The organism is Providencia sp. PROV_01 (assembly GCF_053098325.1).
Genome location: NZ_JBRFKD010000002.1, coordinates 1,867,959 through 1,890,828 on the forward strand (window position 1 = coordinate 1,867,959; position 22,870 = coordinate 1,890,828).

23 protein-coding genes and 1 other RNA gene are annotated in these 22,870 nt (G+C 39.6%); 12 read left to right on the forward strand and 12 right to left on the reverse strand.

Translation table 11 applies throughout. The features are described 5' to 3' along the window. Nucleotides 1–376 precede the first annotated feature (376 nt). Nucleotides 377–643 (forward strand): tail fiber assembly protein, encoded by a 267-nt coding sequence (locus ACU696_RS09045; protein WP_245211129.1) that lies wholly within the window; start codon nucleotides 377–379, stop codon nucleotides 641–643. Nucleotides 644–741: 98 nt separating this feature from the next. Here the strand turns inward: ACU696_RS09045 and ACU696_RS09050 are convergent, their stop codons facing one another. The 3 genes from ACU696_RS09050 to smpB form a co-directional block, all read right to left on the reverse strand. Continuing rightward, nucleotides 742–1,128 carry a hypothetical protein gene (locus ACU696_RS09050; RefSeq protein WP_198634758.1) on the reverse strand — a complete coding sequence of 129 codons (387 nt, stop codon included), beginning with the start codon at nucleotides 1,126–1,128 and terminating at the stop codon, nucleotides 742–744. 178 nt (nucleotides 1,129–1,306) lie between these two features. After that, nucleotides 1,307–1,670: a transfer-messenger RNA gene (gene ssrA, locus ACU696_RS09055) on the reverse strand. 48 nt (nucleotides 1,671–1,718) lie between these two features. After that, nucleotides 1,719–2,201 (reverse strand): SsrA-binding protein SmpB, encoded by a 483-nt coding sequence (gene smpB, locus ACU696_RS09060; protein WP_004265004.1) that lies wholly within the window; start codon nucleotides 2,199–2,201, stop codon nucleotides 1,719–1,721. A gap of 153 nt (nucleotides 2,202–2,354) precedes the next feature. Between smpB and ACU696_RS09065 the strand changes: the two genes are divergently transcribed. Together ACU696_RS09065 and ACU696_RS09070 are read left to right on the forward strand one after the other, a co-directional pair. Beyond that, nucleotides 2,355–2,789: a type II toxin-antitoxin system RatA family toxin gene (locus tag ACU696_RS09065; RefSeq protein WP_004912851.1), complete on the forward strand. Its 435-nt coding sequence runs from the start codon at nucleotides 2,355–2,357 to the stop codon at nucleotides 2,787–2,789. Then, nucleotides 2,773–3,078: an RnfH family protein gene (locus ACU696_RS09070; RefSeq protein WP_181937050.1), complete on the forward strand. Its 306-nt coding sequence runs from the start codon at nucleotides 2,773–2,775 to the stop codon at nucleotides 3,076–3,078. Before ACU696_RS09065 ends, ACU696_RS09070 begins: the two co-directional genes overlap by 17 nt. A gap of 173 nt (nucleotides 3,079–3,251) precedes the next feature. Here ACU696_RS09070 and bamE read toward each other — a convergent pair whose 3' ends face one another. The 3 genes from bamE to nadK form a co-directional block, all read right to left on the reverse strand. Further along, nucleotides 3,252–3,644 carry an outer membrane protein assembly factor BamE gene (gene bamE / locus ACU696_RS09075; RefSeq protein ID WP_004265001.1) on the reverse strand — a complete coding sequence of 131 codons (393 nt, stop codon included), beginning with the start codon at nucleotides 3,642–3,644 and terminating at the stop codon, nucleotides 3,252–3,254. 112 nt (nucleotides 3,645–3,756) lie between these two features. Beyond that, nucleotides 3,757–5,418: a DNA repair protein RecN gene (gene recN, locus ACU696_RS09080; RefSeq protein WP_004912847.1), complete on the reverse strand. Its 1,662-nt coding sequence runs from the start codon at nucleotides 5,416–5,418 to the stop codon at nucleotides 3,757–3,759. Between the two features lie 86 nt (nucleotides 5,419–5,504). Beyond that, entirely contained in the window at nucleotides 5,505–6,404 is a 900-nt protein-coding gene (gene nadK, locus ACU696_RS09085; protein ID WP_110732043.1) for an NAD(+) kinase, read from the reverse strand. Nucleotides 6,405–6,505: 101 nt separating this feature from the next. Here nadK and grpE point away from each other — a divergent pair, with 101 nt between their 5' ends. Then, nucleotides 6,506–7,099 carry a nucleotide exchange factor GrpE gene (gene grpE / locus ACU696_RS09090; protein ID WP_004912841.1) on the forward strand — a complete coding sequence of 198 codons (594 nt, stop codon included), beginning with the start codon at nucleotides 6,506–6,508 and terminating at the stop codon, nucleotides 7,097–7,099. Between the two features lie 105 nt (nucleotides 7,100–7,204). Here the strand turns inward: grpE and ung are convergent, their stop codons facing one another. Further along, nucleotides 7,205–7,900, reverse strand: coding sequence for a uracil-DNA glycosylase (gene ung, locus ACU696_RS09095; protein WP_196723770.1), 696 nt, complete (start codon nucleotides 7,898–7,900; stop codon nucleotides 7,205–7,207). A 379-nt stretch (nucleotides 7,901–8,279) separates the two neighbouring features. On the opposite strand from ung, the gene grcA reads away from it, so the two are divergent. Continuing rightward, on the forward strand, nucleotides 8,280–8,663 hold the full coding sequence (gene grcA / locus ACU696_RS09100) for an autonomous glycyl radical cofactor GrcA (RefSeq protein WP_004912835.1): 384 nt from the start codon (nucleotides 8,280–8,282) through the stop codon (nucleotides 8,661–8,663). Nucleotides 8,664–8,821: 158 nt separating this feature from the next. Next, the gene (locus tag ACU696_RS09105; protein WP_109911443.1) at nucleotides 8,822–10,267 is read left to right on the forward strand and encodes an ankyrin repeat domain-containing protein; all 1,446 of its coding nucleotides are present in this window, start codon (nucleotides 8,822–8,824) and stop codon (nucleotides 10,265–10,267) included. A gap of 32 nt (nucleotides 10,268–10,299) precedes the next feature. Here ACU696_RS09105 and srmB read toward each other — a convergent pair whose 3' ends face one another. The 4 genes from srmB to ACU696_RS09125 all read right to left on the reverse strand — a co-directional run bounded on the left by srmB (nucleotide 10,300) and on the right by ACU696_RS09125 (nucleotide 15,074). Further along, the gene (srmB, locus tag ACU696_RS09110) at nucleotides 10,300–11,637 is read right to left on the reverse strand and encodes an ATP-dependent RNA helicase SrmB (RefSeq protein ID WP_196723768.1); all 1,338 of its coding nucleotides are present in this window, start codon (nucleotides 11,635–11,637) and stop codon (nucleotides 10,300–10,302) included. Nucleotides 11,638–11,819: 182 nt separating this feature from the next. Continuing rightward, nucleotides 11,820–13,025, reverse strand: a complete 1,206-nt coding sequence (gltS, locus tag ACU696_RS09115; protein WP_042851630.1) for a sodium/glutamate symporter — start codon at nucleotides 13,023–13,025, stop codon at nucleotides 11,820–11,822. A gap of 397 nt (nucleotides 13,026–13,422) precedes the next feature. Further along, on the reverse strand, nucleotides 13,423–14,340 hold the full coding sequence (gene hutG / locus ACU696_RS09120; RefSeq protein WP_164528608.1) for a formimidoylglutamase: 918 nt from the start codon (nucleotides 14,338–14,340) through the stop codon (nucleotides 13,423–13,425). 2 nt (nucleotides 14,341–14,342) lie between these two features. Then, nucleotides 14,343–15,074 carry an IclR family transcriptional regulator gene (locus ACU696_RS09125; protein ID WP_196723853.1) on the reverse strand — a complete coding sequence of 244 codons (732 nt, stop codon included), beginning with the start codon at nucleotides 15,072–15,074 and terminating at the stop codon, nucleotides 14,343–14,345. Between the two features lie 158 nt (nucleotides 15,075–15,232). Between ACU696_RS09125 and trmN the strand changes: the two genes are divergently transcribed. Further along, nucleotides 15,233–15,967, forward strand: a complete 735-nt coding sequence (trmN, locus tag ACU696_RS09130) for a tRNA(1)(Val) (adenine(37)-N(6))-methyltransferase TrmN (RefSeq protein ID WP_196719396.1) — start codon at nucleotides 15,233–15,235, stop codon at nucleotides 15,965–15,967. A gap of 31 nt (nucleotides 15,968–15,998) precedes the next feature. Here trmN and nadB read toward each other — a convergent pair whose 3' ends face one another. Then, the gene (gene nadB / locus ACU696_RS09135; RefSeq protein ID WP_162598828.1) at nucleotides 15,999–17,594 is read right to left on the reverse strand and encodes an L-aspartate oxidase; all 1,596 of its coding nucleotides are present in this window, start codon (nucleotides 17,592–17,594) and stop codon (nucleotides 15,999–16,001) included. A 384-nt stretch (nucleotides 17,595–17,978) separates the two neighbouring features. On the opposite strand from nadB, the gene rpoE reads away from it, so the two are divergent. From rpoE to lepA, 5 genes are all read left to right on the forward strand, one after another. Beyond that, nucleotides 17,979–18,557 carry an RNA polymerase sigma factor RpoE gene (gene rpoE / locus ACU696_RS09140; protein WP_004912810.1) on the forward strand — a complete coding sequence of 193 codons (579 nt, stop codon included), beginning with the start codon at nucleotides 17,979–17,981 and terminating at the stop codon, nucleotides 18,555–18,557. A 58-nt stretch (nucleotides 18,558–18,615) separates the two neighbouring features. Next, the gene (gene rseA / locus ACU696_RS09145) at nucleotides 18,616–19,239 is read left to right on the forward strand and encodes an anti-sigma-E factor RseA (protein WP_004912807.1); all 624 of its coding nucleotides are present in this window, start codon (nucleotides 18,616–18,618) and stop codon (nucleotides 19,237–19,239) included. Then, complete coding sequence (rseB, locus tag ACU696_RS09150) at nucleotides 19,239–20,189, forward strand: sigma-E factor regulatory protein RseB (protein ID WP_004912804.1); 951 nt, start codon at nucleotides 19,239–19,241, stop codon at nucleotides 20,187–20,189. The genes rseA and rseB overlap by 1 nt, the downstream gene beginning before the upstream one ends. A 3-nt stretch (nucleotides 20,190–20,192) precedes the next feature. After that, nucleotides 20,193–20,657, forward strand: a complete 465-nt coding sequence (gene rseC / locus ACU696_RS09155) for a SoxR-reducing system protein RseC (RefSeq protein WP_109911448.1) — start codon at nucleotides 20,193–20,195, stop codon at nucleotides 20,655–20,657. Nucleotides 20,658–21,061: 404 nt separating this feature from the next. Continuing rightward, nucleotides 21,062–22,855, forward strand: a complete 1,794-nt coding sequence (lepA, locus tag ACU696_RS09160) for a translation elongation factor 4 (protein WP_042851876.1) — start codon at nucleotides 21,062–21,064, stop codon at nucleotides 22,853–22,855. Nucleotides 22,856–22,870 lie beyond the last annotated feature (15 nt).

Here is a 22,870-nt window from a genome sequence, read left to right on the forward strand (position 1 = left end):
ATTTGCATACGATGATGAACAATTATCAAAAGTAGCTCGTCTTTCAGAATTAGAAGTAACAATTCAAGAAAAAGAGCCTTTATTCGTCGAAGCTGGGAATAATCTACAACTTGCGATGCAAGAACTTAATGAAGCGAAAGTGCAATTAGATACTGCTATCACCAACTCTGTCACTGACGATGAAGATAAAGCGAATGAATGCATCATTGAAATTGAAAAGAAAACTCAAATTTTTGATGCTAAAAATGAAAAATTCAAAGAATTGCTGACAGTATTTGAGCTGATTGAGTCAGAGTATCAACCTCTGAAAGATGAATATGATGTAATTTTGCCTGTTTTCTTTGATATCAGAGAGCATTTGAATATTTTGAAAAAAATGACAGATAAAGAGATTAATGCGTATTTCAATCCACCAACCTCAAAAGAACAGCTTATTGCAGAGGCAGAAGTTAAGAAACAATTACTTGCTGATGAGGCTGAGAAAATCATCACTATTTTAGAGCGCAAAGTACGTTTAGGCATCGCAACAGATGACGAAAAAGATTTACTGACAGAATGGGAAATTTACAGCATCAAAGTTGCTGATATTGATACTTCATTAGTTCCAGTTATTGATTGGCCCAAAAACCATAGTCTTAACTAAAATTAAACCGCGGTATTGAGTTGCAGAACAAAGACCTTACTATCATCAAATTCTAGGGGTAAAGCCAACTCGAGTAGGTTGGCTTTTCATGACAAAGCTTAGTAGTTTATTTTAAAGTTATTAGACTTTGCTATTTCCCAAGATTCAGCAAATTGAGATGGTGTTGGTGGAATAAGGTTAAACCAATCATAGTGAAAAACTAATTCTCTATCACAATGCAAGTCACCTTGTGTTTCAAAACCGCCTCCAGGTAATCCTGTTTCAGCATTGACAACTAAAACTGTTAGAGGGGGTAGTTTGTTTTGAGCACAGAAATGCAGAATATGTCCTAGCTGGCGATCTAAAACACCAGCGCCTTCGTAATGAAGAATCTCAGCAATCTCACCATATGTTGTAATTTTTCTATTATATGCAAACCCTATCAGGATCTGCCAAATTTGAAGTGCTCTATTTTCTAGAGTGTTATATTCAGAAAAGTATTTCATCAGCATCTCATCAGTAAGTAGATAGTAAAAAAGCCCACCGGAGTGAGCTTTTTTATTCTTCTGGTGCGCGTGCATTTCACGTGCATTTCGAAGTCCATTCTGGGTAATGTTACTGTCTGCTCAACTTTGCTAACTTACTGTTTTTAAAGTTGTTGTCACATCACTGACAGTTAAAATTTGGTGGAGCTGGCGGGAGTTGAACCCGCGTCCGAAATTTCTACATCCTCGGTACTACATGCTTAGTCTAGTCTTTAAATTCATTTGCCAGCTGCGGACAGACACGCCACTAACAAACTATCCTGATTAAATTTAACGCTTCAACCCCAGGCAAGGCATCCACGCGATCTCTTTTGGGTTTGACCTCTCTTGATCCCCGTCCTAAGAGCGGAGGCTAGGTAGAGAGGGCTCTAAGCAGGTTATTAAGCTGCTAAAGCGTAGTTTTCGTCGTTTGCGACTATTTTTTTGCGGCTTTTTACGAGGCCAACCGCCCCTCGGCATGCACCTTGGGTTTCGCAAATCCCGTCGAATCCAGAATCAGCCCCAAGTTGTTGAGCTCAGTATAACAGAAAAATACTCTATAAAGCTAGAGGTTAGCGGTTAGAATGTTTCATTATACGTGCTTTATCGAGTTGCCATTCACGTTCTTTAATATCAGAACGTTTGTCGTGAGATTTTTTACCTCTGGCAACACCAATTTTAACTTTACACCATGCATTTTTCCAGTAGAGAGAAAGTGCAATAACGGTATAACCTTCACGATTAACTTTACCGTAGAGTGTATCTAATTCGCGTTGATTTAAAAGTAATTTACGGCTACGCGTTGGGTCGCATACAACATGCGATGATGCAACAGTCAGTGGTGTGAAGTTTGCACCGAATAAATAAGCTTCACCGTCCCGTAATAGAACGTAGCTATCTCCAATGTTGGCTTTGCCTGCACGGAGTGATTTAACTTCCCAACCTTGTAGGGATAGACCCGCCTCGAACTCCTCTTCGATAGAATATTCGTGGCGAGCACGCTTGTTCATAGCAATTGTTGCTGAACCGGGTTTATATGGTTTTTTCTTTGTCATAGTGCAATCATTATACTGTAAGCTGAGTTGAAAGAAATCTTTCTAAGCTGATATTTTTTTGATTGTGCAAATCTTGCCCTATGTGGGTTTTGTTTTTTGTTTAACCAATCAAAGATGGTATTATACGCTCAGTTTTTGGGGATAGGAATTGATATGCCACAGATTAGTCGCTCTGCGTTGGTCCCTTTTAGCGCAGAACAAATGTATAAACTCGTTAATGACGTTATTTCATATCCAAGCTTTTTGCCGGGGTGTGTAGGTAGCCGAATTATTAGTCATAGCTCTGAAGAAATGACCGCTTCTGTTGAAGTGTCAAAAGCAGGTATTAGCAAAACTTTTGTCACAAAAAATGTGCTAGAGGATAATAAATGCATACACATGCAACTTGTTGAAGGGCCATTTAGTAAATTAGCTGGTGGTTGGAAATTTATTCCTTTAAGTGCAGACGCTTGTAAAATCGAGTTTCATCTTGATTTTGAGTTTACAAATAAATTGATAGAGCTTGCGTTTGGCAAAGTTTTCAAGGAACTAGCAAATAATATGGTTCAAGCTTTCACTTTAAGAGCAAAGGATGTATACAGTGTCTGAGCTGAATATTGAAGTGACATATGCGCTTCCTGAAAAGCAATTTTTGCTATCAGTCAAAGTGAAAGAGGGGACGACAATAGAAGAAGCGATACTTGCTTCTGGTATCCTTGCCCTTAGGGATGATATTGATCTTAAAAAAAATAAGATTGGTATTTATAGTCGCCCTGCTAAATTGACAGATTTAGTGCAAGATGGGGATCGAGTTGAGATTTATCGACCTTTGATTGCAGACCCAAAAGAGTTACGGCGTAAAAGAGCTGAAAAATCTAAAGAAGTTAAAAATAAGTAAATTAATTTTATGTAGCGAACCGAGCAAAAGCTCGGTTTTTGTCTTTAAATTTATTTGTGCAAAATGCTTTTAATAAATTTTTAATAAAGATACTCATAATAACAACCTGCCTGAATAAGTCCTTCAGAAAACAGGTTGTTATTGTCACACTAGGTGGTTCTTAGTGTTTATGGTTAGTCAGCTGTTTTAGTTTCTGATGCTTTTGTTTCAGCAGCTTCCATTGATTCCTGCGCGGCAAGATTTTTCTCATTTTTGATGTCAGTAAGAATACCATTACGATCAAAGATAAGAGTCAAAGTTTCTTGCTGAACTGGGTCATGCCCAAGTTCTTGGCGGAAAACATAATACCAAGTCTGAGTACCAAACGGGTCAGATAACATTGGGGTGCCCAAAGTATAAGCAACCTGTTGCTGTGTCATTCCTTTTTGGATCTTAGCGACATCTTTCGCTGTGAGGTAATTACCTTGGTTAATGTCTGGGTGATAGACAAGACGTTCCATCATTGAACAGCCCGTAGACATTAATGCGAGTGATAGCGCGGCAGCAGTTAACAATTTATAACGCATGGATATCTCATTCCTTTTGGAGTCAGAACATCAATGATAATCGACATTGATACAATTTAAAACCTTCCTTATCGACTCTAAGACCACATGAGCGTAAAAAAGTTGTCAAAAATTATGCTGCAAGCAACTCTTTTGCATTGGCTAGCGTATTTTTTGTTACCGCAGATCCAGCAAGAAGACGCGCAAGCTCTTGTAATCTAGATTTTTTATCCAATAATTGCATACGAGTTTCTGTTTCTACACCATTTGTCTCTTTACTGACATAAAAGTGGTGATGACCGCACCCTGCCACTTGGGGTAAATGTGTAACGCACATAACTTGCGTTGATTCACCTAATTCACGTAGTAACTTCCCTACAATTGCTGCTGTTGGTCCACTAATACCGACATCGACTTCATCAAATATTAATGCGGGCGTATCCATTTTTTTAGCTGTAATCACTTGGATTGCTAGTGCTATACGTGATAACTCACCGCCCGATGCCACTTTCGCAAGTGCTTGGTGTGGCTGCCCTGGGTTAGTCGTCACATTGAACTCTACTTTACAGGCACCATCAATTTGTAGTTGATCTGGAGTAAATTTTACATCAATAGTAAACAGACCATGAGGCATTGAAAGTTGGTGCATGCTATTGGTAATTAATGTACTTAATTCTTGAGCATAATGTAAACGTACATGGTGTAAACGTTCCGCACATTCGAGAGCAATATGATGATTTACTTGTACTTGCGCATTTAACGTTTCAGAGTCTTCATTTTGGCTGGCTATTAGTTCTTGTTCGCTCAGTAATTGCTGAAATAATTCGGGTAAAGCTTCGGGAGTGACATGGTGTTTACGCGCTAAGTTAATTTGTTTAGAAATGCGTTTTTCTAGTTCAAACAAGCGATTAGGGTCAAGCTCATATTGGTCACAATAATGCTTTATTTCATCACTGACTTCGCTGACTTGTATCGATGCTTCTTCAAGCATATCAAGTAGCTCTGAAAATTTAGGGTTGAGAGCGACTAGATCAGATAATTCATTTTTTGCCATATTTAATAAGCTAATAACATTCGAATCATCATTTTCAGATAGTATTTGCGTTGTTGTTTGGCCAATAGCTAAAAATTGCCCATGATTAGCGAGTTGTTTATATTCTTGGTCTATCTCTTCAAATTCCCCTTGAACAGGGAGGAATTCGTTCAGTTCTTTTAGATGATATTCTAGCAACTGTTGTCGAGATTCACGTTCTTGCATTTGTTTTTGAAATACAGCTAATTGTTGGCAGGAATCGTGCCATGTTTGCCATGCTTTTTTCATTTGAGCAATTAGCTCTTGCTGGTTTGAATAGGCATCAAGCAGGGATTTTTGATGGGCGCTATCTAGTAAGAGTTGGTGTGCGTGCTGACCATGGATTTGGATCAGTAATGTTCCTAACTCTCTAAGTTGCGATAAAGGAACTGAAACGCCATTAATGAAACCACGTGAACGGCCATCAGGAGAGATAGTGCGGCGTAATAGGCATTCATTTTGGTTATCGAGTTGGTGCTCAGTAAGCCAATTGGCAGCCAGTTGAGCATCCATTAAGGAAAAGCGAGCACAGAGGTCGGCACGTTGTGCACCGGGGCGCACCATATTGGCTTCACCCCGATTGCCTAAACACAGGCCAAGTGCATCAATAGCAATGGACTTACCCGCACCTGTTTCACCGGTTATGGTTGTCATGCCATTACGGAAATCAATTTCTAATTCACGTACGATTGCAAAATTATTGATTGTTAGTTGGGTAAGCATCAGCGCTCTCCTGTAAAAATACACACCTGTGTTTTAATACAGTGTATGACTGTTTTTTTATACAGTAAAGAGGCAGATTGAAAAAATTAAAAAGTTTTTTTAGCCCATCCTAATTTTGAACTTAACGTGTTGAAATAATTATAATCTTGTGGATGAACCAAATTAAGATTTTTATTACTACGTTTGACAATGACTTCTTCACCGTCCTGAATAGGGAGCATGATTTGGCTATCACAGCTGACTTCATAATCAATATTTGTTCGTAAAAACTTCAGCCGAATACTGCTGTCACTGCTAATCACCAGAGGTCTAGAGGATAAGGTATGTGGAAACATTGGAACCAATACAATAGCATCCAAATTCGGGGTTAAAATAGGGCCTCCAGCGGAAAGTGAATAAGCTGTAGAACCTGTTGGTGTGGCAATGATTAAACCATCAGAACGTTGAGAAAAGGCAAATTTTTCATCAATATAGACCTCGAACTCGATCATATGAGCAACTTTACCAGGGTGTAGAACAATTTCATTAATTGCGGTGCTTTTACGTGCTTTTTGGTTAGCTTTAATGACTTGTGCTTCTAGTAAAAAACGCCTTTCTTCGCGGTATTCACCTTCAAGAACACGTGAAAGTTGTTGTAATGCATTATCCGGGTCTAAATCGGTAAGAAAACCGAGATTACCACGATTTACACCAATAACTTTATTATTATACCGAGATAATATACGAGCAGCGCCGAGCATATTGCCATCTCCCCCAACAACAACAACTAAATCAGCCTGTTGGCCTATTTCAGTTAATGTTCCAGTGTTGGCATTGACTAATTTTAAATCTTTAGCAACTTGTTTATCGATAATGGCCTGATAGTTTTTTGAAATTAACCAATGGTATATTAATTCATGAGTTGCCAATGCTTCAGGGTGCCTAGGGTGCCCGACAATGCCTATCGTTTTAAAATGTAGTAGTGGTGTATTATTGTCCTTTCGCATACTTTTTTGGCCTCTGATTGTATGACTTCCCTTGAATCCCTGTATTAGATCCCCATAATACTCTCATATATGGGATTAATGCTAAATACGCGGAGATATTCATGAGTAGTAAAGACCAAAACATGCATGATGAGCAAGCTTTTGAACAAAATGAATCACAAAAAGTGCAAGCTGAGCAAGAAGCCAGCGTTCAACAAGCTGATGAATTACAAGCAGACGAACAAGCGTTAGCCACGCGTATTGCTGAGCTTGAACAACAGTTAGAAGCCTCACAAAAAACTGAACGTGAAGCGATGTTGCGTGCACACGCAGAAATTGAAAATATTCGCCGCAGAACTGAGCAAGATATCGAAAAAGCACATAAGTTCGCACTGGAAAAATTCTCAAATGAATTACTACCAGTGATTGATAACTTAGAACGTGCGATAGATGCAGCAGATCACGAAAGTGAAGAGTCTAAAGCGATGTTAGAAGGGCTAAATTTAACGCTAAAAACTTTTTTAGATGCAGTGGCTAAGTTTGGGATCGAGCCTGTCAGTGATATCAATGTGCCATTTAACCCTGACGTTCATCAAGCGATAACGATGATTGAGTCACCAGATCACCAAGCTAATCATGTGATTGAAGTTATGCAGAAAGGGTATACATTAAACAACCGTTTACTAAGACCTGCAATGGTGATTGTCTCTAAATAAAGAGCATCGTTATTTAAATGGAGGCAAATGCCCCCAAGAGAATATTACTAAAGGGAAATCTATCAATTGATTTCCCTTTTTTATGACTTAGTGCCAAAAAATCATCTATGGTTGCAGATTTGGCTCATCTATTACAGGGTTCCAATCAATAGGTGTTTTACCTTGTTGTTCTAAAATAGTATTAGTTTGTGAGAAATGGCCACAACCGAAAAATCCTCTATGAGCAGAAAGTGGGGAAGGGTGAGGAGCCTTGAGTACATGGTGGCGCTTTGTATCAATTATTCTACCTTTTTTCTGTGCATGGGAACCCCACAGTAGAAAAATAACGCCTTGTGTATTTTCATTGATTGCTTCAATAACTTTGTCCGTGAAGGTTTCCCAACCTAAATGGGCATGGGAGTGAGCATTGCCTTGTTCTACGGTGAGAACGGTGTTAAGGAGTAAAACACCCTGTTGAGCCCAACTGAGCAAATACCCATGATTAGGTCTTTGAAAGCCAGCGATATCCTTTTCTAATTCTTTATACATATTCACTAATGACGGTGGTGGCTTAATACCAGGGAGTACGGAAAAAGAGAGGCCGTGGGCTTGTCCTGGGCCATGATAAGGGTCTTGTCCTAGGATAACGACTTTAATATCGGCAAGTTCGGTATACCTAAATGCATTAAAAACGTCGTCTTGAGCAGGGTAGATAATTTTACCATTTTTGCGCTGTTCTGCTACATAAGCGAGTGTCTCTTTGAAATAGGGTTTTGATTTTTCAGGGCCAATAACATCGTGCCACGTAATGGAGTTTGACATGAAATATTCCATAACAATGAATTTAGGAAGGAACAATTATATGAACCAGTTGATAGCTATAAGCTTACTGGTTCATGAGAGAGAGATAAAGCCCTGATATTGACTATTAATTTTAAAAAAAATTGAAAATTTATACAAATAGTTAAAAAAATAAATTGTTAATTTTGATTTAAATCATAAAGTTGGGGTGATTGAATTAGTTGCTAAGTGGAATAATTGATAAATATCAAAGAAAATAGGGGATCTAGCTGGTATAAAATAACTATATACATTGGTTAGACCAAATATCCAATTACAAGTTTTCATAAGATTGATGGTTAATGTAGCTTCGATTTATTACACAAATCGAATGCAATCTAGCTCGAACGTGGAGGTCGACATGATTACAGGTATTCAAATTACTAAAACTGATAATGCAGCATTGTTGAATTCGTTTTGGTTACTGGATGATGAAAAAAATGAAGCTCGTTGTGTTTGTGCGAAAGCCGATTACAACGAAGGGCAAATTGTTGCTAAAGATGAATTAGGTGCTTTTGAGTATCGCGAAGTTCCTTTAGAAATGAAACCTACCGTACGTGTTGAAGGCGGTCAGCACTTAAATGTTAACGTATTAAGCCGTGAAACATTAGAAGATGCAGTTAAAAATCCAGAAAAATATCCGCAATTAACAATTCGTGTTTCTGGTTATGCCGTGCGTTTTAATTCATTAACGCCTGAACAACAACGTGATGTTATTACCCGTACTTTCACTGAAAGTCTGTAATAAATATTAGACATAATTACATCTAGTAATATATATTAAATTCTAAAGCCATTGTTATCAATGGCTTTTTATTTGTTACTAATAAAGTTGATTATTTCCCACCTTGGTTATTTGTATTTCAATATTCTTCCAACAAATACACTTGTTAGGGAGAAATCATGTCATTATCTACACAACAAATACTATCAAAAAAAGATGAGTATATTTTTGTTAGAGAAAATTTAAATATTTATCTACGGCACCAACATCAAGATATTAAATCATGTATAACAGAGTTATGGCCTAAAGATGTATTAAGAAAAGATTTTTTAGGCACTCAGGCACAATCAAAAGATTATATATTAGCTCTACTAGCACAAGGCGCTTATCATAAAAATTGGCGGAATATACAGGGTATTGAAAAATTAAGTAATAAAGATATTTATGATCTCGGAATTAATGCGGAATTATTAAATGACGAGCAAACGGGATTTCAAGCTAATATTTGTCGATTCAATGGCTTATATGTCCTTTGTTTTGCAGGTACTAACGATATTATCGATTTTTATAGTAATATCCGTCAAGGACTTGGTTTTTATGAGTCTCAATATTTTCAAGCTGTTGGTTTGATGAATATTTTATTCAATGCAGTAAATGGAAATACGATTTGTACGGGGCATTCATTAGGTGGGGGATTGGCTTCAATTGCGGCGTTAGCGAGTCAATCACCTTGTATTGTATTCAGTCCTGCAGGATTGGCAAAAAACACGATTAATAATATTGGGATTGATTATCACGTTGCTGAAAAAATTGCACAAGAAGGGTTGATACGTTATTACACGGTACAATATGACTGGCTCGATAGATTGCAAAACTCTTTACCGATCCCTTCTGCTTTGGGAAATTGTATTAAAATGGCTTATAGCGAACATAACTCTTGGAAAGATTGGTTACCGACCCGTTTAATAACAAGAAGTTTTATAGCTCATTCAATGCTTAAAATTATTAAGGTTATGTGCAAATATAAACCATGGAATAACTGGAATGCAATCACAGGTGAATATAATAAGGTACAAGAAATACCACTAGAAATTTTTCCTATTAAAGAAGAAAAACAGGGGATAAGTTGGCAAGAATGTTGTGAAAGTGCAATCAAAAAAGGAAATATAACTGAATTTTCAGCACTCTTATCATTAGATCATAAACCTTGTGATATTAATGTATTGGCACAACAGTCAGTCAGAACTGCCAATGGGCAATTTATTAAAGCTTTAATTGAATCTCGATATGGTCAAACAATTAAAATGCTTCAATCAAAAGGGCAAAAAAGTATTTTACATTTAGCTGCGCAAAATGGCCGTCTTATACAATCGCAGCTTTTATTGAAAAATGGATTAACAGTAAACATTAAGGATAGTTTAGGAAATACGCCTTTACATGATGCTTTAAATAGCCATGCACTCGATGTTGCTACACTATTATTGGAAAATGGAGCTGATTGGCGTATTAAGAATAATAAAGGCCTAGATTGTAAGGATATACTTGGTAACCATATTATTAAGCCTGATCTGCTGACTCATGAAGGAAAACAAATGCGAGAGAAAGTTTTACAAATGATGGGCTAAATAAAAAACGGGCCTAAACCCGTTTTTAGTCATTAGCTTTTATCGTTAGCGGTTGATATAGAAGGGCTAACAGGAGTACGACGTTTTCCAATATTTTTCTTGTCGCGATGGCGTACTTTTTCTTTTTTCTTAGCTTGTTCTTCTTTTTTCTTTTCTTTACGCTTAGCAAGTACTTTCTTTGATGGTTTTGGTTTATTTAACATCGCTTCTGAAGGAGCTTTAGTTGTTGGACGTAAAGAATCAACAACGCGAATCTTGATAGGCTCTTCAATATAACGAGTTATTTTACCAAATAATGGAAAGTCATGCGCTTCGACTAAAGAAATTGCCGTGCCTTTACGGCCAGCTCGGCCAGTACGGCCAATACGGTGTAAGTAGACATCTGCAGTTCTAGGCAAGTCAAAGTTAAAAACATGGCTAACGTTTTCGATATCTAAGCCACGAGAAGCTACATCTGTTGCAACCAGTACTTTAACTTGGCCATCAACGAGGCGGCGTACAGCTTCATTACGCTTAGCTTGTGGCATTTCCCCTTCAAGATAACAAGGTTCGATACCCGTTTCGCGTAACCATTGGACTAATTCACGTAAACGCTCACGCTTACGTACGAAGACGATGGCTTTGGTGACTTCATCTTGTTTTAACAAATGGCACAGTAAGGCTGTTTTATGCTCTAGTGTGTCAGCACGGTAATGAAATTGCTGAATTTTTTTACGTTCACGACGTGAAGGGTCGGCATCAATTTCAATTGGATCTTCTAATAAACGCTCAGCAAAGTCACGAATAGCTTCGCCTTCAAGAGTGGCAGAAAACAGCATAGTTTGCTTGCGCCAGCGTGTTTCGCCTGCAATTGTTTCTATGTCATTGGCAAAGCCCATGTCGAGCATGCGGTCAGCTTCATCAAGGATCAAAATCTCAACTGCGCGGCAGTCAAAGTTTTCTTCCTTAATATACTGGAGTAGTCGGCCTGTTGTTGCGACGACAATATCTTGATTTTCGCTGAAAACTTCAGCGTGGTTCATATAAGCAACACCACCAGTGATGGTAGCGATATCTAGATGATTATGGGCGCATAATTCTTTTGCTTGGTCAGCAACCTGCATGGCTAGTTCGCGAGTTGGCGTGACAACTAGAACGCGAGGCGGCCCTGATTTCTTTCTCGGGAAATCAAGTAAATGTTGGATCGCAGGCAGTAAAAACGCGGCGGTTTTACCTGTTCCTGTCGGGGCTGAACCTAATACATCGCGGCCATCCATTGCAGCAGGAATTGCTGCCGCTTGAATCGCGGTCGGACGTTGATAGCCTTTGTCTGAAAGCGCATTAATTAGGCTTTCATCAAGTTCAAGTTCAGTAAAAGTGGATGCAGTCATGATATACCTCTATTTGGGGCGCTGATTATAAACAGGTTAGCAAAATTGTTCACCTGAAAAAATCAGCTTTGCTCAAGTGTAACTGTTTTCACTACGGACAGGGAGTGATATATCTATGGATATGAGTGAAATATATAGAAGGTAAATAGTTGAAGGAGGAGAGAGCTCCTCCTTCAGTATACTTAGCTAAGCATATTAATTAACCATGTATGATAAGGGATACCCACTAAGTCAATGAGTACTGCACCACTGAGTGGCACAATCATGAAAGCTTTCATCGAAACTTGTTTGTAACGTTCACAAACCGAGGACATATTTGCCATTGCGTTTGGCGTCGCACCTAAACCATGCCCCATTAAGCCAGCACACATTACCGCAGCATCGTAGTTTTTGCCTAATAAGCGGAAAATGACAAAGACAACTAACAAAATTAAAATAATAACTTGTGCTAATAGGATGGTGAATAATGGCAAAGCAACGGCTTTTAACTCCCATATTTTCAATGACATCATAGCCATAGTCAAAAATAGGCCAAGTGAAACTTCAGAGATAAGGTCAACCGACTTTTGGTTAATACGGAACAATTCGACTTGGTCATTAATATTACGGATAACTATTGCAATAATCATCGCCCCGACATAGCTGGGTAATGAAAAGCCAGTTGCTTTGGTAAACTGCGCTGAAGCGAATTGACCGATAACCATAATCCCTAGAACGAGAGCTAGCATTTTTAAAAAAGCGTGAGCATCGATAGATTCAATTTTCCCTGCGATAGTTTCAGGAACCTGAACTCGCTCAACGTTTTCATCAGCTTTAATCTGCACGTTAAATTTCTTAATTAAGAATGTTGCAATAGGGCCACCGAGTAAGCTCCCTGTAATTAGGCCAAAAGTTGCCGCAGCAATGGCTGCAACCGTTGCGGATTGCACGCCAAGGCCCTCAGCCATGCCCCCGAAGGCTGCCGCACCGCCATGGCCTCCAGTAAGAGAAACACCACCAGCCATGATACCGATAACGGGATCAACACCGAGTAAATGCGCAAGGCCTGCACCAAAAGTGTCTTGGAAAATAACGACAAACCAGCAAATAAACAGGTAGATAAAGAGTAACCGGCCACCACTTTTTAAGATGCGGAAGCTGCCATCAATACCAATGGTAGTAAAGAAAGCGACCATTAAAAAGGTTTGTAAACTGGTATCAAAATTGATTTCAGCAAGGTTAAATGATTTGAGCCCCCAAATAATCAAACTAACCAGAAAACCGCCAATGACGGGAGAAGGAATACAAAAGCGCTGTAGCCATTCGATACGTTTTTTTAAGTGGATCCCCATGAGTAGGCAGATCACCGTTAGGAAGAGGGTGGAGAGTGTGTCGAGGTGTAGAATCATATTTTTCCCTTTTTAACTGTTGTCTTTCACGCTACAGCGTTGTTGGCCGCGCTTCGTTACCCTAGTCACATACTTTTGTATGCTCCTAGGGATAACGTCACTTGCCGCCTAGCTATAACGCGAAATTCAATAGTTAAAAACCATTAAGATATTGCGCTACAGCGTTGTTGGCCGCGCTCCGTTACCCTAGTCACATACTTTTGTATGCTTCTAGGGATAACGTCACTTGCCGCCTAGCTGTAACGCGAAATTCAATAGTTAAAAACCATTAAGTTATCGTGCTACGGCTAGTTTGATAATCAACTTCAAAGCTATTTTTATTGTGGTGTTTGAAAATTAATTATCTTAACAGCGTGAGAAACAGTGTATTTATCAGTCGAATTGTTGTGTTGTTTTATTAGAATAAATATTGGTAAATCAAATAAGCCGCGAGTTTGGCGGTATGGTTGTCAATATCAAATTCAGGGTTGCATTCTGCGATATCAAAAACAGCCATTTTTTGGCTACTTTTGATAATGGCAAACAGTTCATCAAAAACTTCAGTGGAAATACCTTTCGGTGCTGGTGCGCTAACGCCCGGCGCAATGGCAGCAGAAAACACATCTAAATCAACGGTGACATATAAATAGTCTACGCCGCTAATAAATTTTTTAATTTTTTCAATTGCTTGAGGAAGCTTAGAATAAGCAAGTTCTTTATCACGGATATATTGGCAACCTAATGAATTAGCGGTATCGAACAATACTTTAGTATTGCCGTGGTCTGCGATGCCTAAACATAAATATTGAAAAGGGCGTTGGTGCTGCTGACACAACATGGCAGATTGTAAAAATGGGGTACCAGAAGTCGCGAAAGGGGCTTCGCGTAAGTCAAAATGCGCATCAAAGTTAATAATACCGATCGTTTTACCTGCTTGATAATGTTCAACATAGTCAAACAGGCCTTGGAAGCTTGCAAATGCGACTTCATGGCCACCGCCAAGTACAATCGGCTTTTGGTTTTTAGCGAGCAGTGCGATAAGCTGGTCGGATAAACGACGTTGTGCGGCTTCCAGATTGCCATCATCACAGCTAATTGTACCGACATCTTTAATTGCAAGCGGTTGATGAATAGGTAACCCAGCCAGTTGATAGCGAATTGCATCTGGGCCTGCTTTAGCGCCTTGGCGGCCTTTATTGCGCCTAACGCCCTCATCAGAAGCAAAACCAATTAATGCAAATTCAGCAGGTGTGTGTTTATTAATGACTTGATGGATGCGCAAATGCTCTTGTGTTTCACCATCTGTGCGCCCTTGCCATTGGAAAGGTTGTGTCATAGTTACTCCAAGTTAATTAATTTAGTGATGTTATGCGCTGTTTGGCAGGTGTGCGTGATAAATTCATCCACGCGATGTGTAGAGCGGAATTCAGGTGCCATAACTGAAACGACAGCTAACACATCATTTCCTTTGAAAATCGGTGCAGATACCCCCAGTACGCCTTCATCGATTTCACTCACAGACATGCCGTAACCTTGCTTGCGTATCTGTTGTAAATCTTGTTGTAGCTTTATTTTTTGTTGTTCAGTGGTTAACTGCTTTGTATGAGCTTCAAGTACTTGGTTTTGATAGAGTTCATGACGAAAAGCTAACAAGGTTTTCGCACTTGCTCCCTTAACTATAGTATTGCCTCGCCCAATAATAAAAGAACAGCGTAGCGCTTGTTCACTCTCAATCATGTCGACACAAATGGTCTCTCGTAAATTTGAGGTAATAATCGCCACCGTTTCTTGGGTTTTTTTCGCTAAAGTTTGCAGTTCTTGTTTAGATGCGCTCATCAATAAACTGTGGTGATAGTATTTTTCTTGATTTTTGATACTCTGCGAGCCGACACAGTATGTGCCATATTGTTTTGCGTGAGATACAAATTCCCAATCTATGAGAATTGTTAGTAAACGATAGACGGTTGATAACGGGATCTCTAACGCTGATGAGATAGACTGTGGCGTCACTGGAGATGCGCAAGTTGTGATGTAAGACAAGATGTCTAAGGTTCTATTTATACTGTTCATAGCATCTCCTTTTTTTCGAACTTATCAGTAAATTTTTTTCGTCTCAAATATAATTCCCATAATATGAGAATTATATTGTAGCAAATAGGTTAAATTATGACTTTTATTTGCTTAGAATGAGAATATTCGAACAAGTATTAGCCAATTAGAGTGTTTGCATGTGTAAGCAAAAAAAGAATTACCGTAAAGGCGGTTTTACGTTTAAACAGTTTTTTGTGGCTCATGACCGATGTGCGATGAAAGTGGGGACGGATGGCGTGCTATTGGGGGCTTGGGCTCCCGTGGACGGTGTTCAATCTGTATTAGACATTGGAAGTGGTAGTGGGTTAATAGCCTTGATGTTAGCGCAAAGAAATACAAAGTTACGTGTTGATGCGGTCGAATTAGATAGTGATGCCGCAGTGCAAGCGCAGGGAAACTTTACTGAATCGCCATGGGCTGAGCGTTTGCATGTTATCAACCAAGATATTGTCAGCTACAGCCAGTTGCATTCAGTTCAGTATGATTTGATTGTGAGCAACCCACCGTATTTCGAACCTGCGGTTGCGTGTCGGGATGAAAAACGAGATCAAGCGCGATATACCGCGACATTAACTCATGATGTATTACTAGAAAGTGCAAAATCCTGTCTTCTATCTCATGGACTATTTTGTTTAGTGCTGCCCTATGAGGTCGGTGAAAAAATGCAGAAGATGGCTGAGAATTCAGGCTGGTTTACTGCTTTTCGCGTTAATGTTAGTGATAAACCTACAACAGCCTACCATCGCATGCTATTGGGCATTCAACTGCAAGAGACACAAACACAAGTGACATCGCTGGCACTCAAAGATGAAAAGGGTGAGTATACTGATGAATTTCGTAAACTAATTCAGCCATTTTATGTGAAATACTAAAGCCGGCACTTAAGGCCGGCCCTAGCTCACGTTATTCAGGTTGTAAAATAGTGGGGCCTGAATTAGGAAGTGGTTCTGGGTAATCTAAGGTGTAATGTAATCCCCGGCTTTCTTTGCGTTCTAATGCACAACGAACCATTAATTCAGCAACTTGAACTAGGTTTCGTAGTTCCAATAAATTATTTGAGATACGAAAGTTGGCGTAATAATCGTGAATCTCTTGTTGAAGTAAATGGATGCGGCGTAATGCACGTTCAAGGCGTTTAGTCGTTCTGACGATCCCCATGTAGTCCCACATAAATAGACGTAATTCATGCCAATTATGTTGAATAACCACCTGTTCATCTGAGTTATGTACTCGGCTTTCATCCCACTCAGATAAATAGGGAATATCATCGATCTGTTTGATCGTTTTATTAATGTTTTCAGCCGCCGCCCAGCCGTATACCAAGCATTCTAATAGCGAATTGGATGCCATACGGTTTGCACCATGTAAGCCGGTGTAGCTCACTTCGCCAATTGCATAGAGATTCGTGATATCAGTCATACCCGTTTCATCGACAATTACACCACCGCATGTGTAATGGGCCGCTGGGACGATAGGGATGGGCTCTTGAGTGAGGTCTAACCCTAAAGTCATCAATTTCGCATAAATAGTCGGGAAATGGTTTTTAACGAAATCGCTAGGCTTATGGCTAATGTCCAAATACATGCAATCAGCACCAAGGCGTTTCATTTCATGGTCAATAGCACGTGCAACAACATCGCGAGGGGCAAGTTCACCACGATCGTCGTGATCTGGCATAAACCGGCTACCATCAGGGCGCTTGAGGTAAGCTCCCTCACCACGTAATGCCTCAGTTAATAAAAAATTACGTGCTTGTGGATGAAATAAACAAGTTGGGTGAAATTGATTAAACTCAAGGTTAGCAACACGACAGCCAGCTCGCCATGCCATTGCAATGCCATCACCAGAAGAAATATCTGGATTAGTGGTATATTGATAAACTTTAGCCGCTCCACCCGTAGCCAGAACAATCGTTTTCGCTCGAATAGTTTCAACTTGTTCTTTTTGGCGGTTCCAAACGTAAGCACCTAAAATTCGCGGTGATTCAGCTGTGCTAGAAAGGATTAGGTCGACGGCATTATAGCGTTCTTTAATATGAATGTTTGGGTGAGCAAAAGCGAGGTCGACTAACGTGGTTTCAACTTCTTTTCCTGTCGCATCAGCATGATGGAGAATTCGTCGATGGCTATGGCCGCCTTCACGGGTCAAATGATACTGTGTTTCGCCGTTCTCGGTAATCTCTGTATCGAATAAAACACCTTGGTCGATAAGCCATTGAACGCATTGTTTTGCATTGGAGGCAATAAACTCAACAGCTTCTTTCTGGCAGATACCTGCACCAGCAATTAGTGTATCTTCTACATGAGATTCGATGCTGTCAGTGTCATCAAAAACTGCAGCAATACCGCCTTGTGCGTAATAAGATGCTCCTTCGCTAAGGCTGCTTTTACTAAGAATGGTCACTTGATGAAAGGGGGCGAGCCGCAAGGCAGCTGAAAGTCCTGCGACACCACTCCCAATGATTAAAATATCAGTGTAATGCTGTGTGGATTCGTTCATAAGTGTTTGCATGTATATAATAGTATGTATTGAGTTTTTTATGTTAGCCTATCGAGTGTCCTATTGCTATGAGTGGATGGCTGTTAAGGTACAGTATATTGACCTAGCGCTATTTACGTATTCAAATGGTTTTAGTGTGATAGCTATCGCATTCGTGCCTAAAATCTGTATGCTGTCTTCTGGATCTTGTAGTTAGTTGTTTTAATAAGGATCTTTAAGATCAACCAAGTAATTTTTTCATCAGTTTTGTAAATTTTTGACTATTTTTTTAGATTAAATTGAACTTCAACGAGTTCTACTACTCAAAGTAGTGCTTGCTTTAGGAAGGGAGAACATGATCAAGTTAACATATTATCGGCCTGAATTCGGGAGATACTTCCTGGAATGAGCGAGCAATTGACCGACCAGATTTTGGTTGAAAAGGTACAAAAAGGCGATCAACAAGCTTTCAACTTATTGGTGATAAAATATCAGCATAAAGTCGCGAGCTTAGTATCTCGCTATGTACCGCAAGCAGATGTGCCTGACGTTGCGCAGGAGTCATTTATAAAAGCTTATCGCGCCATTGGTTCGTTTCGTGGTGACAGCGCATTTTATACTTGGCTTTATCGGATTGCGGTAAATACAGCTAAAAATTATTTAGTTGCCCAAGATAGGCGCCCACCCGCGTCGGACTTGGAAGCGAGTGATGCAGAAAACTTTGAAACCGCGAGTGCCTTAAAAGAAATTTCGAACCCAGAGAACTTAATGTTGTCTGATGAATTAAAGAAAGTTGTTTTCCGGACCATCGAATCGCTGCCTGAAGATCTTAGAATGGCAATTACGCTCCGCGAGTTAGATGGTTTGAGCTATGAAGAAATCGCAGAAATAATGGATTGCCCAGTCGGCACCGTACGTTCTCGTATTTTTAGGGCAAGGGAAGCGATTGATAATAAAGTTCAGCCACTGATTCAACAGTATTAGTATGTTAAATCAGTCAATTAAACATAATTGTGATGCAATTAACTGAAGGTAATTGGGCATGCAAAGAGAGAAACTTTCCGCAATGATGGATGGCGAAGTACTAGACTTAGAACTGGTCAGCGCTATTTCACGTGATTCAACGTTAAAACAACGTTGGGAGAGCTATCATCTTATTCGTGATACTCTACGTAACGATACTAGTGAAGTCATGCATTTTGATATTGCAAGTAAAGTTGCGGCAGCATTAGAGAATGAAGCTGTGCGTATTAATCCTCAGGTAGTTGTCGAATCGCAGCCAGAGCCTGCGACTTGGGGGGCTTTCCCATTCTGGGGCAAAATTCGTCCTTGGGCGAGCCAGTTAACTCAAATTGGTGTTGCAGCCTGTGTGTCTTTGGCTGTAATTGTTGGCGTTCAACAATACAACCAAAGTAATGCGGTTGACTCACCGGTTGATGAGCCAATGTTCAATACCATTCCTGTCGGCAGCGGGGCACCAGTTAGCTTGAATATCTCAGATAACCAATTATTTGGTAATGAGCAGCAACTTCAACAAGTTGAACAACAAAATCAACGCATTAATGCGATGCTACAACAGTATGAAATTGAAAGACGCTCGATGCTCAACCAGCAATATCAAGAGTCTGCACAACCTGCGTCTTCAGCAGGAGTTAAATTGCAATAATGAATAAATGGTTATCCGTCATCTGCCTGACGGGCAGCCTGATTATTTCTAATCAAGCTTCGGCATCTGAAATAGATGCCGATGTTCTTTTTAAAGAAATGGGGAATGCTGCCCAGAACCTTTCTTACGAAATGTCTTATATGACATTTAGTCCGCAATCAATAACGCCTGTACGTTATCGCCATGCAATCATTAATGGTGAGCCTGTTTCACAAATGATCCAAATGGACTCATCGCGTCGTGAAATTGTTCAAAAAGGTAATAGTATTAGTTATTTTGAACCAGGTTTTGATGCATTTAGCTTAAATGGCAAATATATAGTTGATAATTTGCCATCAGTAGTTTTTGCCAATTATCAGCAAATTAAACCTTATTATAATTTTATTGATGCGGGACGTACCCATATTGGTGATAGGCCTGCGTTAGTGATTCGCATAATATCGAAAGACAACTCTCGGTTTAACTATGTAGTATTAATCGATGAAGAAACGAAATTGCCATTACGTATCGACCTTCTTGATAATAATAGCCAAACATTAGAACAATTTCGTGTGATCTCGACGGTGCTAGATAGCCAAACAGTGAAAGACTCATTACTCGCATTAAGTAAGGTAAATATGCCACCATTATTGATTTCCCCTAAAAATGGAAATCCTTCTTTTAAATGGCAAGTTGGCATGTTACCTCCTGGTTTTGAAGAAATATCTCGTTCTTCGCGAAAATTAGCTGAAGACGACGTAGTAGAAACCGCAATGTTTAGTGATGGTTTATTTACCTTTTCTGTAAACGTGACAAAATCGACTAAAGGCCCGTTACTTGATCAACCGCTTCAAAATGGGCGTCGTACTATTTACACAATGACGCAAAAGCAAAATGTTATCACTATCATTGGTGAATTACCGTTAGCAACAGCGCAAGTGGTAGCAGGTAGTATTCAGTTTCGGGAGTAAATTATGGTAAAAGAGTGGGCAACAGTAGTCCGTTGGCAAAACGGTAGAGCTTTATTGCGCTATGGTTCTTCGTCCGGCTGTGGTAGTTGTGGTGCTCGTAAAACCTGTGGTTCTTATGCTTTAAGCAAAATAGGGCCAAATACGGAACATGAATTAGAAATTGCGATTGAACAACCGCTAGTTGAAGGGCAAAAAATTGAAGTGGGCATCCCGGAGGGAAGCTTGATCCGTTCAGCGCTATTAGTTTACTTAACGCCTATTTTGGGGTTGTTTATTTTTGCAGGTTTAGCTCAGGCGTTTGATTTTGAGCAGTTTTGGATAGCGATTTCAGGTATAATTGGTGGTATTATTGGCTTTTATATTGCGCGTAGACTAGCCTCAAATTGGCGTGATGATGAAGCTTTTCAACCTGTTGTTTTACAGATAGGGCTACCTCCGAGTGAGCTTTCAGTACAAATTAATTGCTAAATTTCAATATATTGAGTTAGAAGGTTAATTTGATATTATCAATAGAAAGGGGAAACTTATGTTTCCCTTTTTTGTGGATTAGAGTTAATTAGCAAACAAATAGTATTATGGCGAACAAAGTTATTAACCAATTTTGTCTGTTTTGAGTTAGAAATTACAATAGATTGACTATGGCTATAGAAGTGGTTGGTGTGAGTTGTATTAATGATGAATCACGACAACTAATCTATTAACCTGATGCAGGTTTACAGTTGTTTTACATTGAATCTTTGTGTTAGCGGGTTCTTATATGTAAAATGCAGCTAATTAACAATCTTGTGATAATCATAGCATTTTAGTTTTGTTGCAATATTTGCACAAAGCTGATTTTGTAAGGCAATTTAAAAGAAGATATTACCTTGAAAATCAATAACATAAGAAATTTTTCCATCATTGCACATATCGACCATGGCAAGTCGACCTTGTCAGACCGCATCATTCAAATTTGTGGTGGCTTAACTGACCGCGAAATGGCGGCACAAGTTTTAGACTCGATGGACTTAGAGCGTGAGCGTGGGATCACTATTAAAGCACAGAGCGTAACGCTTGATTACAAAGCTTCAGATGGTGAAACTTACCAATTAAACTTCATTGACACACCAGGTCATGTTGACTTCTCTTATGAAGTGTCTCGTTCATTAGCTGCCTGTGAGGGGGCTTTGCTGGTGGTTGATGCAGGGCAAGGTGTTGAAGCTCAAACTTTGGCAAATTGCTATACCGCTATCGAGATGGACTTAGAAGTTGTTCCGGTCTTAAATAAAATTGATTTACCAGCTGCTGATCCTGAACGTGTTGCCGATGAAATCGAAGATATTGTCGGCCTTGACGCACATGATGCAGTTCGCTGCTCTGCAAAAACCGGTATTGGTGTTCAAGATGTGATTGAACGTCTTGTTAAAGAGATTCCACCACCTGTTGGTGATGCAGATGCTCCGTTACAAGCACTGATTATTGACTCTTGGTTTGATAACTATTTAGGCGTGGTTTCTTTGATCCGTATTAAGAGCGGAACATTGAGAAAAGGCGATAAAATTAAAGTTATGAGCACAGGGCAAGTGTATAACGCAGACCGCCTTGGGATTTTCACACCGAAGCAAATCGACCGCGATGTATTAAGTTGCGGTGAAGTGGGCTGGTTAGTTTGTGCGATTAAAGATATCACTGGCGCCCCAGTTGGGGATACATTAACTGGGGCTCGCAACCCGGCAGATAAAGCGTTACCAGGGTTTAAAAAAGTTAAACCACAGGTATATGCAGGCTTATTCCCCGTCAGTTCTGATGACTATGAATCATTCCGTGATGCATTAGGTAAATTAAGTCTAAATGACGCATCTTTATTTTATGAACCAGAAACTTCGACTGCGTTAGGCTTCGGCTTCCGTTGTGGTTTCCTTGGTTTATTGCATATGGAAATCATTCAAGAACGTTTAGAACGTGAATATGATCTTGATTTGATTACCACTGCACCGACTGTCGTGTATGAAGTGCAGCAAACTAACGGTGATATCGTGTATGTCGATAGCCCATCTAAGCTACCGGCATTGAACAATATTGAAGAATTACGTGAACCAATCGCAGAGTGTCACATGCTGATGCCTAAAGAATATTTGGGTAACGTTATTACACTTTGTATTGAGAAACGTGGCGTTCAGACCAATATGGTCTATCATGGTAATCAAGTATCGCTGACTTATGAAATCCCAATGGCAGAAGTAGTATTGGATTTCTTCGATCGCTTAAAATCAACGTCTCGCGGCTATGCATCTTTAGATTATGCATTTAAACGCTTCCAAGCATCAGATATGGTGCGTGTCGATGTTCTTATTAATAATGAACGTGTTGATGCTTTGGCCTTGATCACACACCGTGCGAATTCTCAATATCGCGGTCGTGAACTGGTCGAAAAAATGAAAGAGCTAATCCCGCGTCAGCAGTTCGATATTGCGATTCAAGCAGCGATTGGTAACCATATTATTGCTCGTTCTACAGTTAAACAATTGCGTAAAAACGTACTTGCCAAGTGTTATGGTGGTGACGTTAGCCGTAAGAAAAAACTGTTGCAGAAGCAAAAGGATGGTAAGAAACGTATGAAGCAAGTTGGTAACGTTGAGCTACCACAAGAAGCGTTCCTTGCTATATTGCATGTTGGTAAAGACTAAGTTTACAAGGAGCCT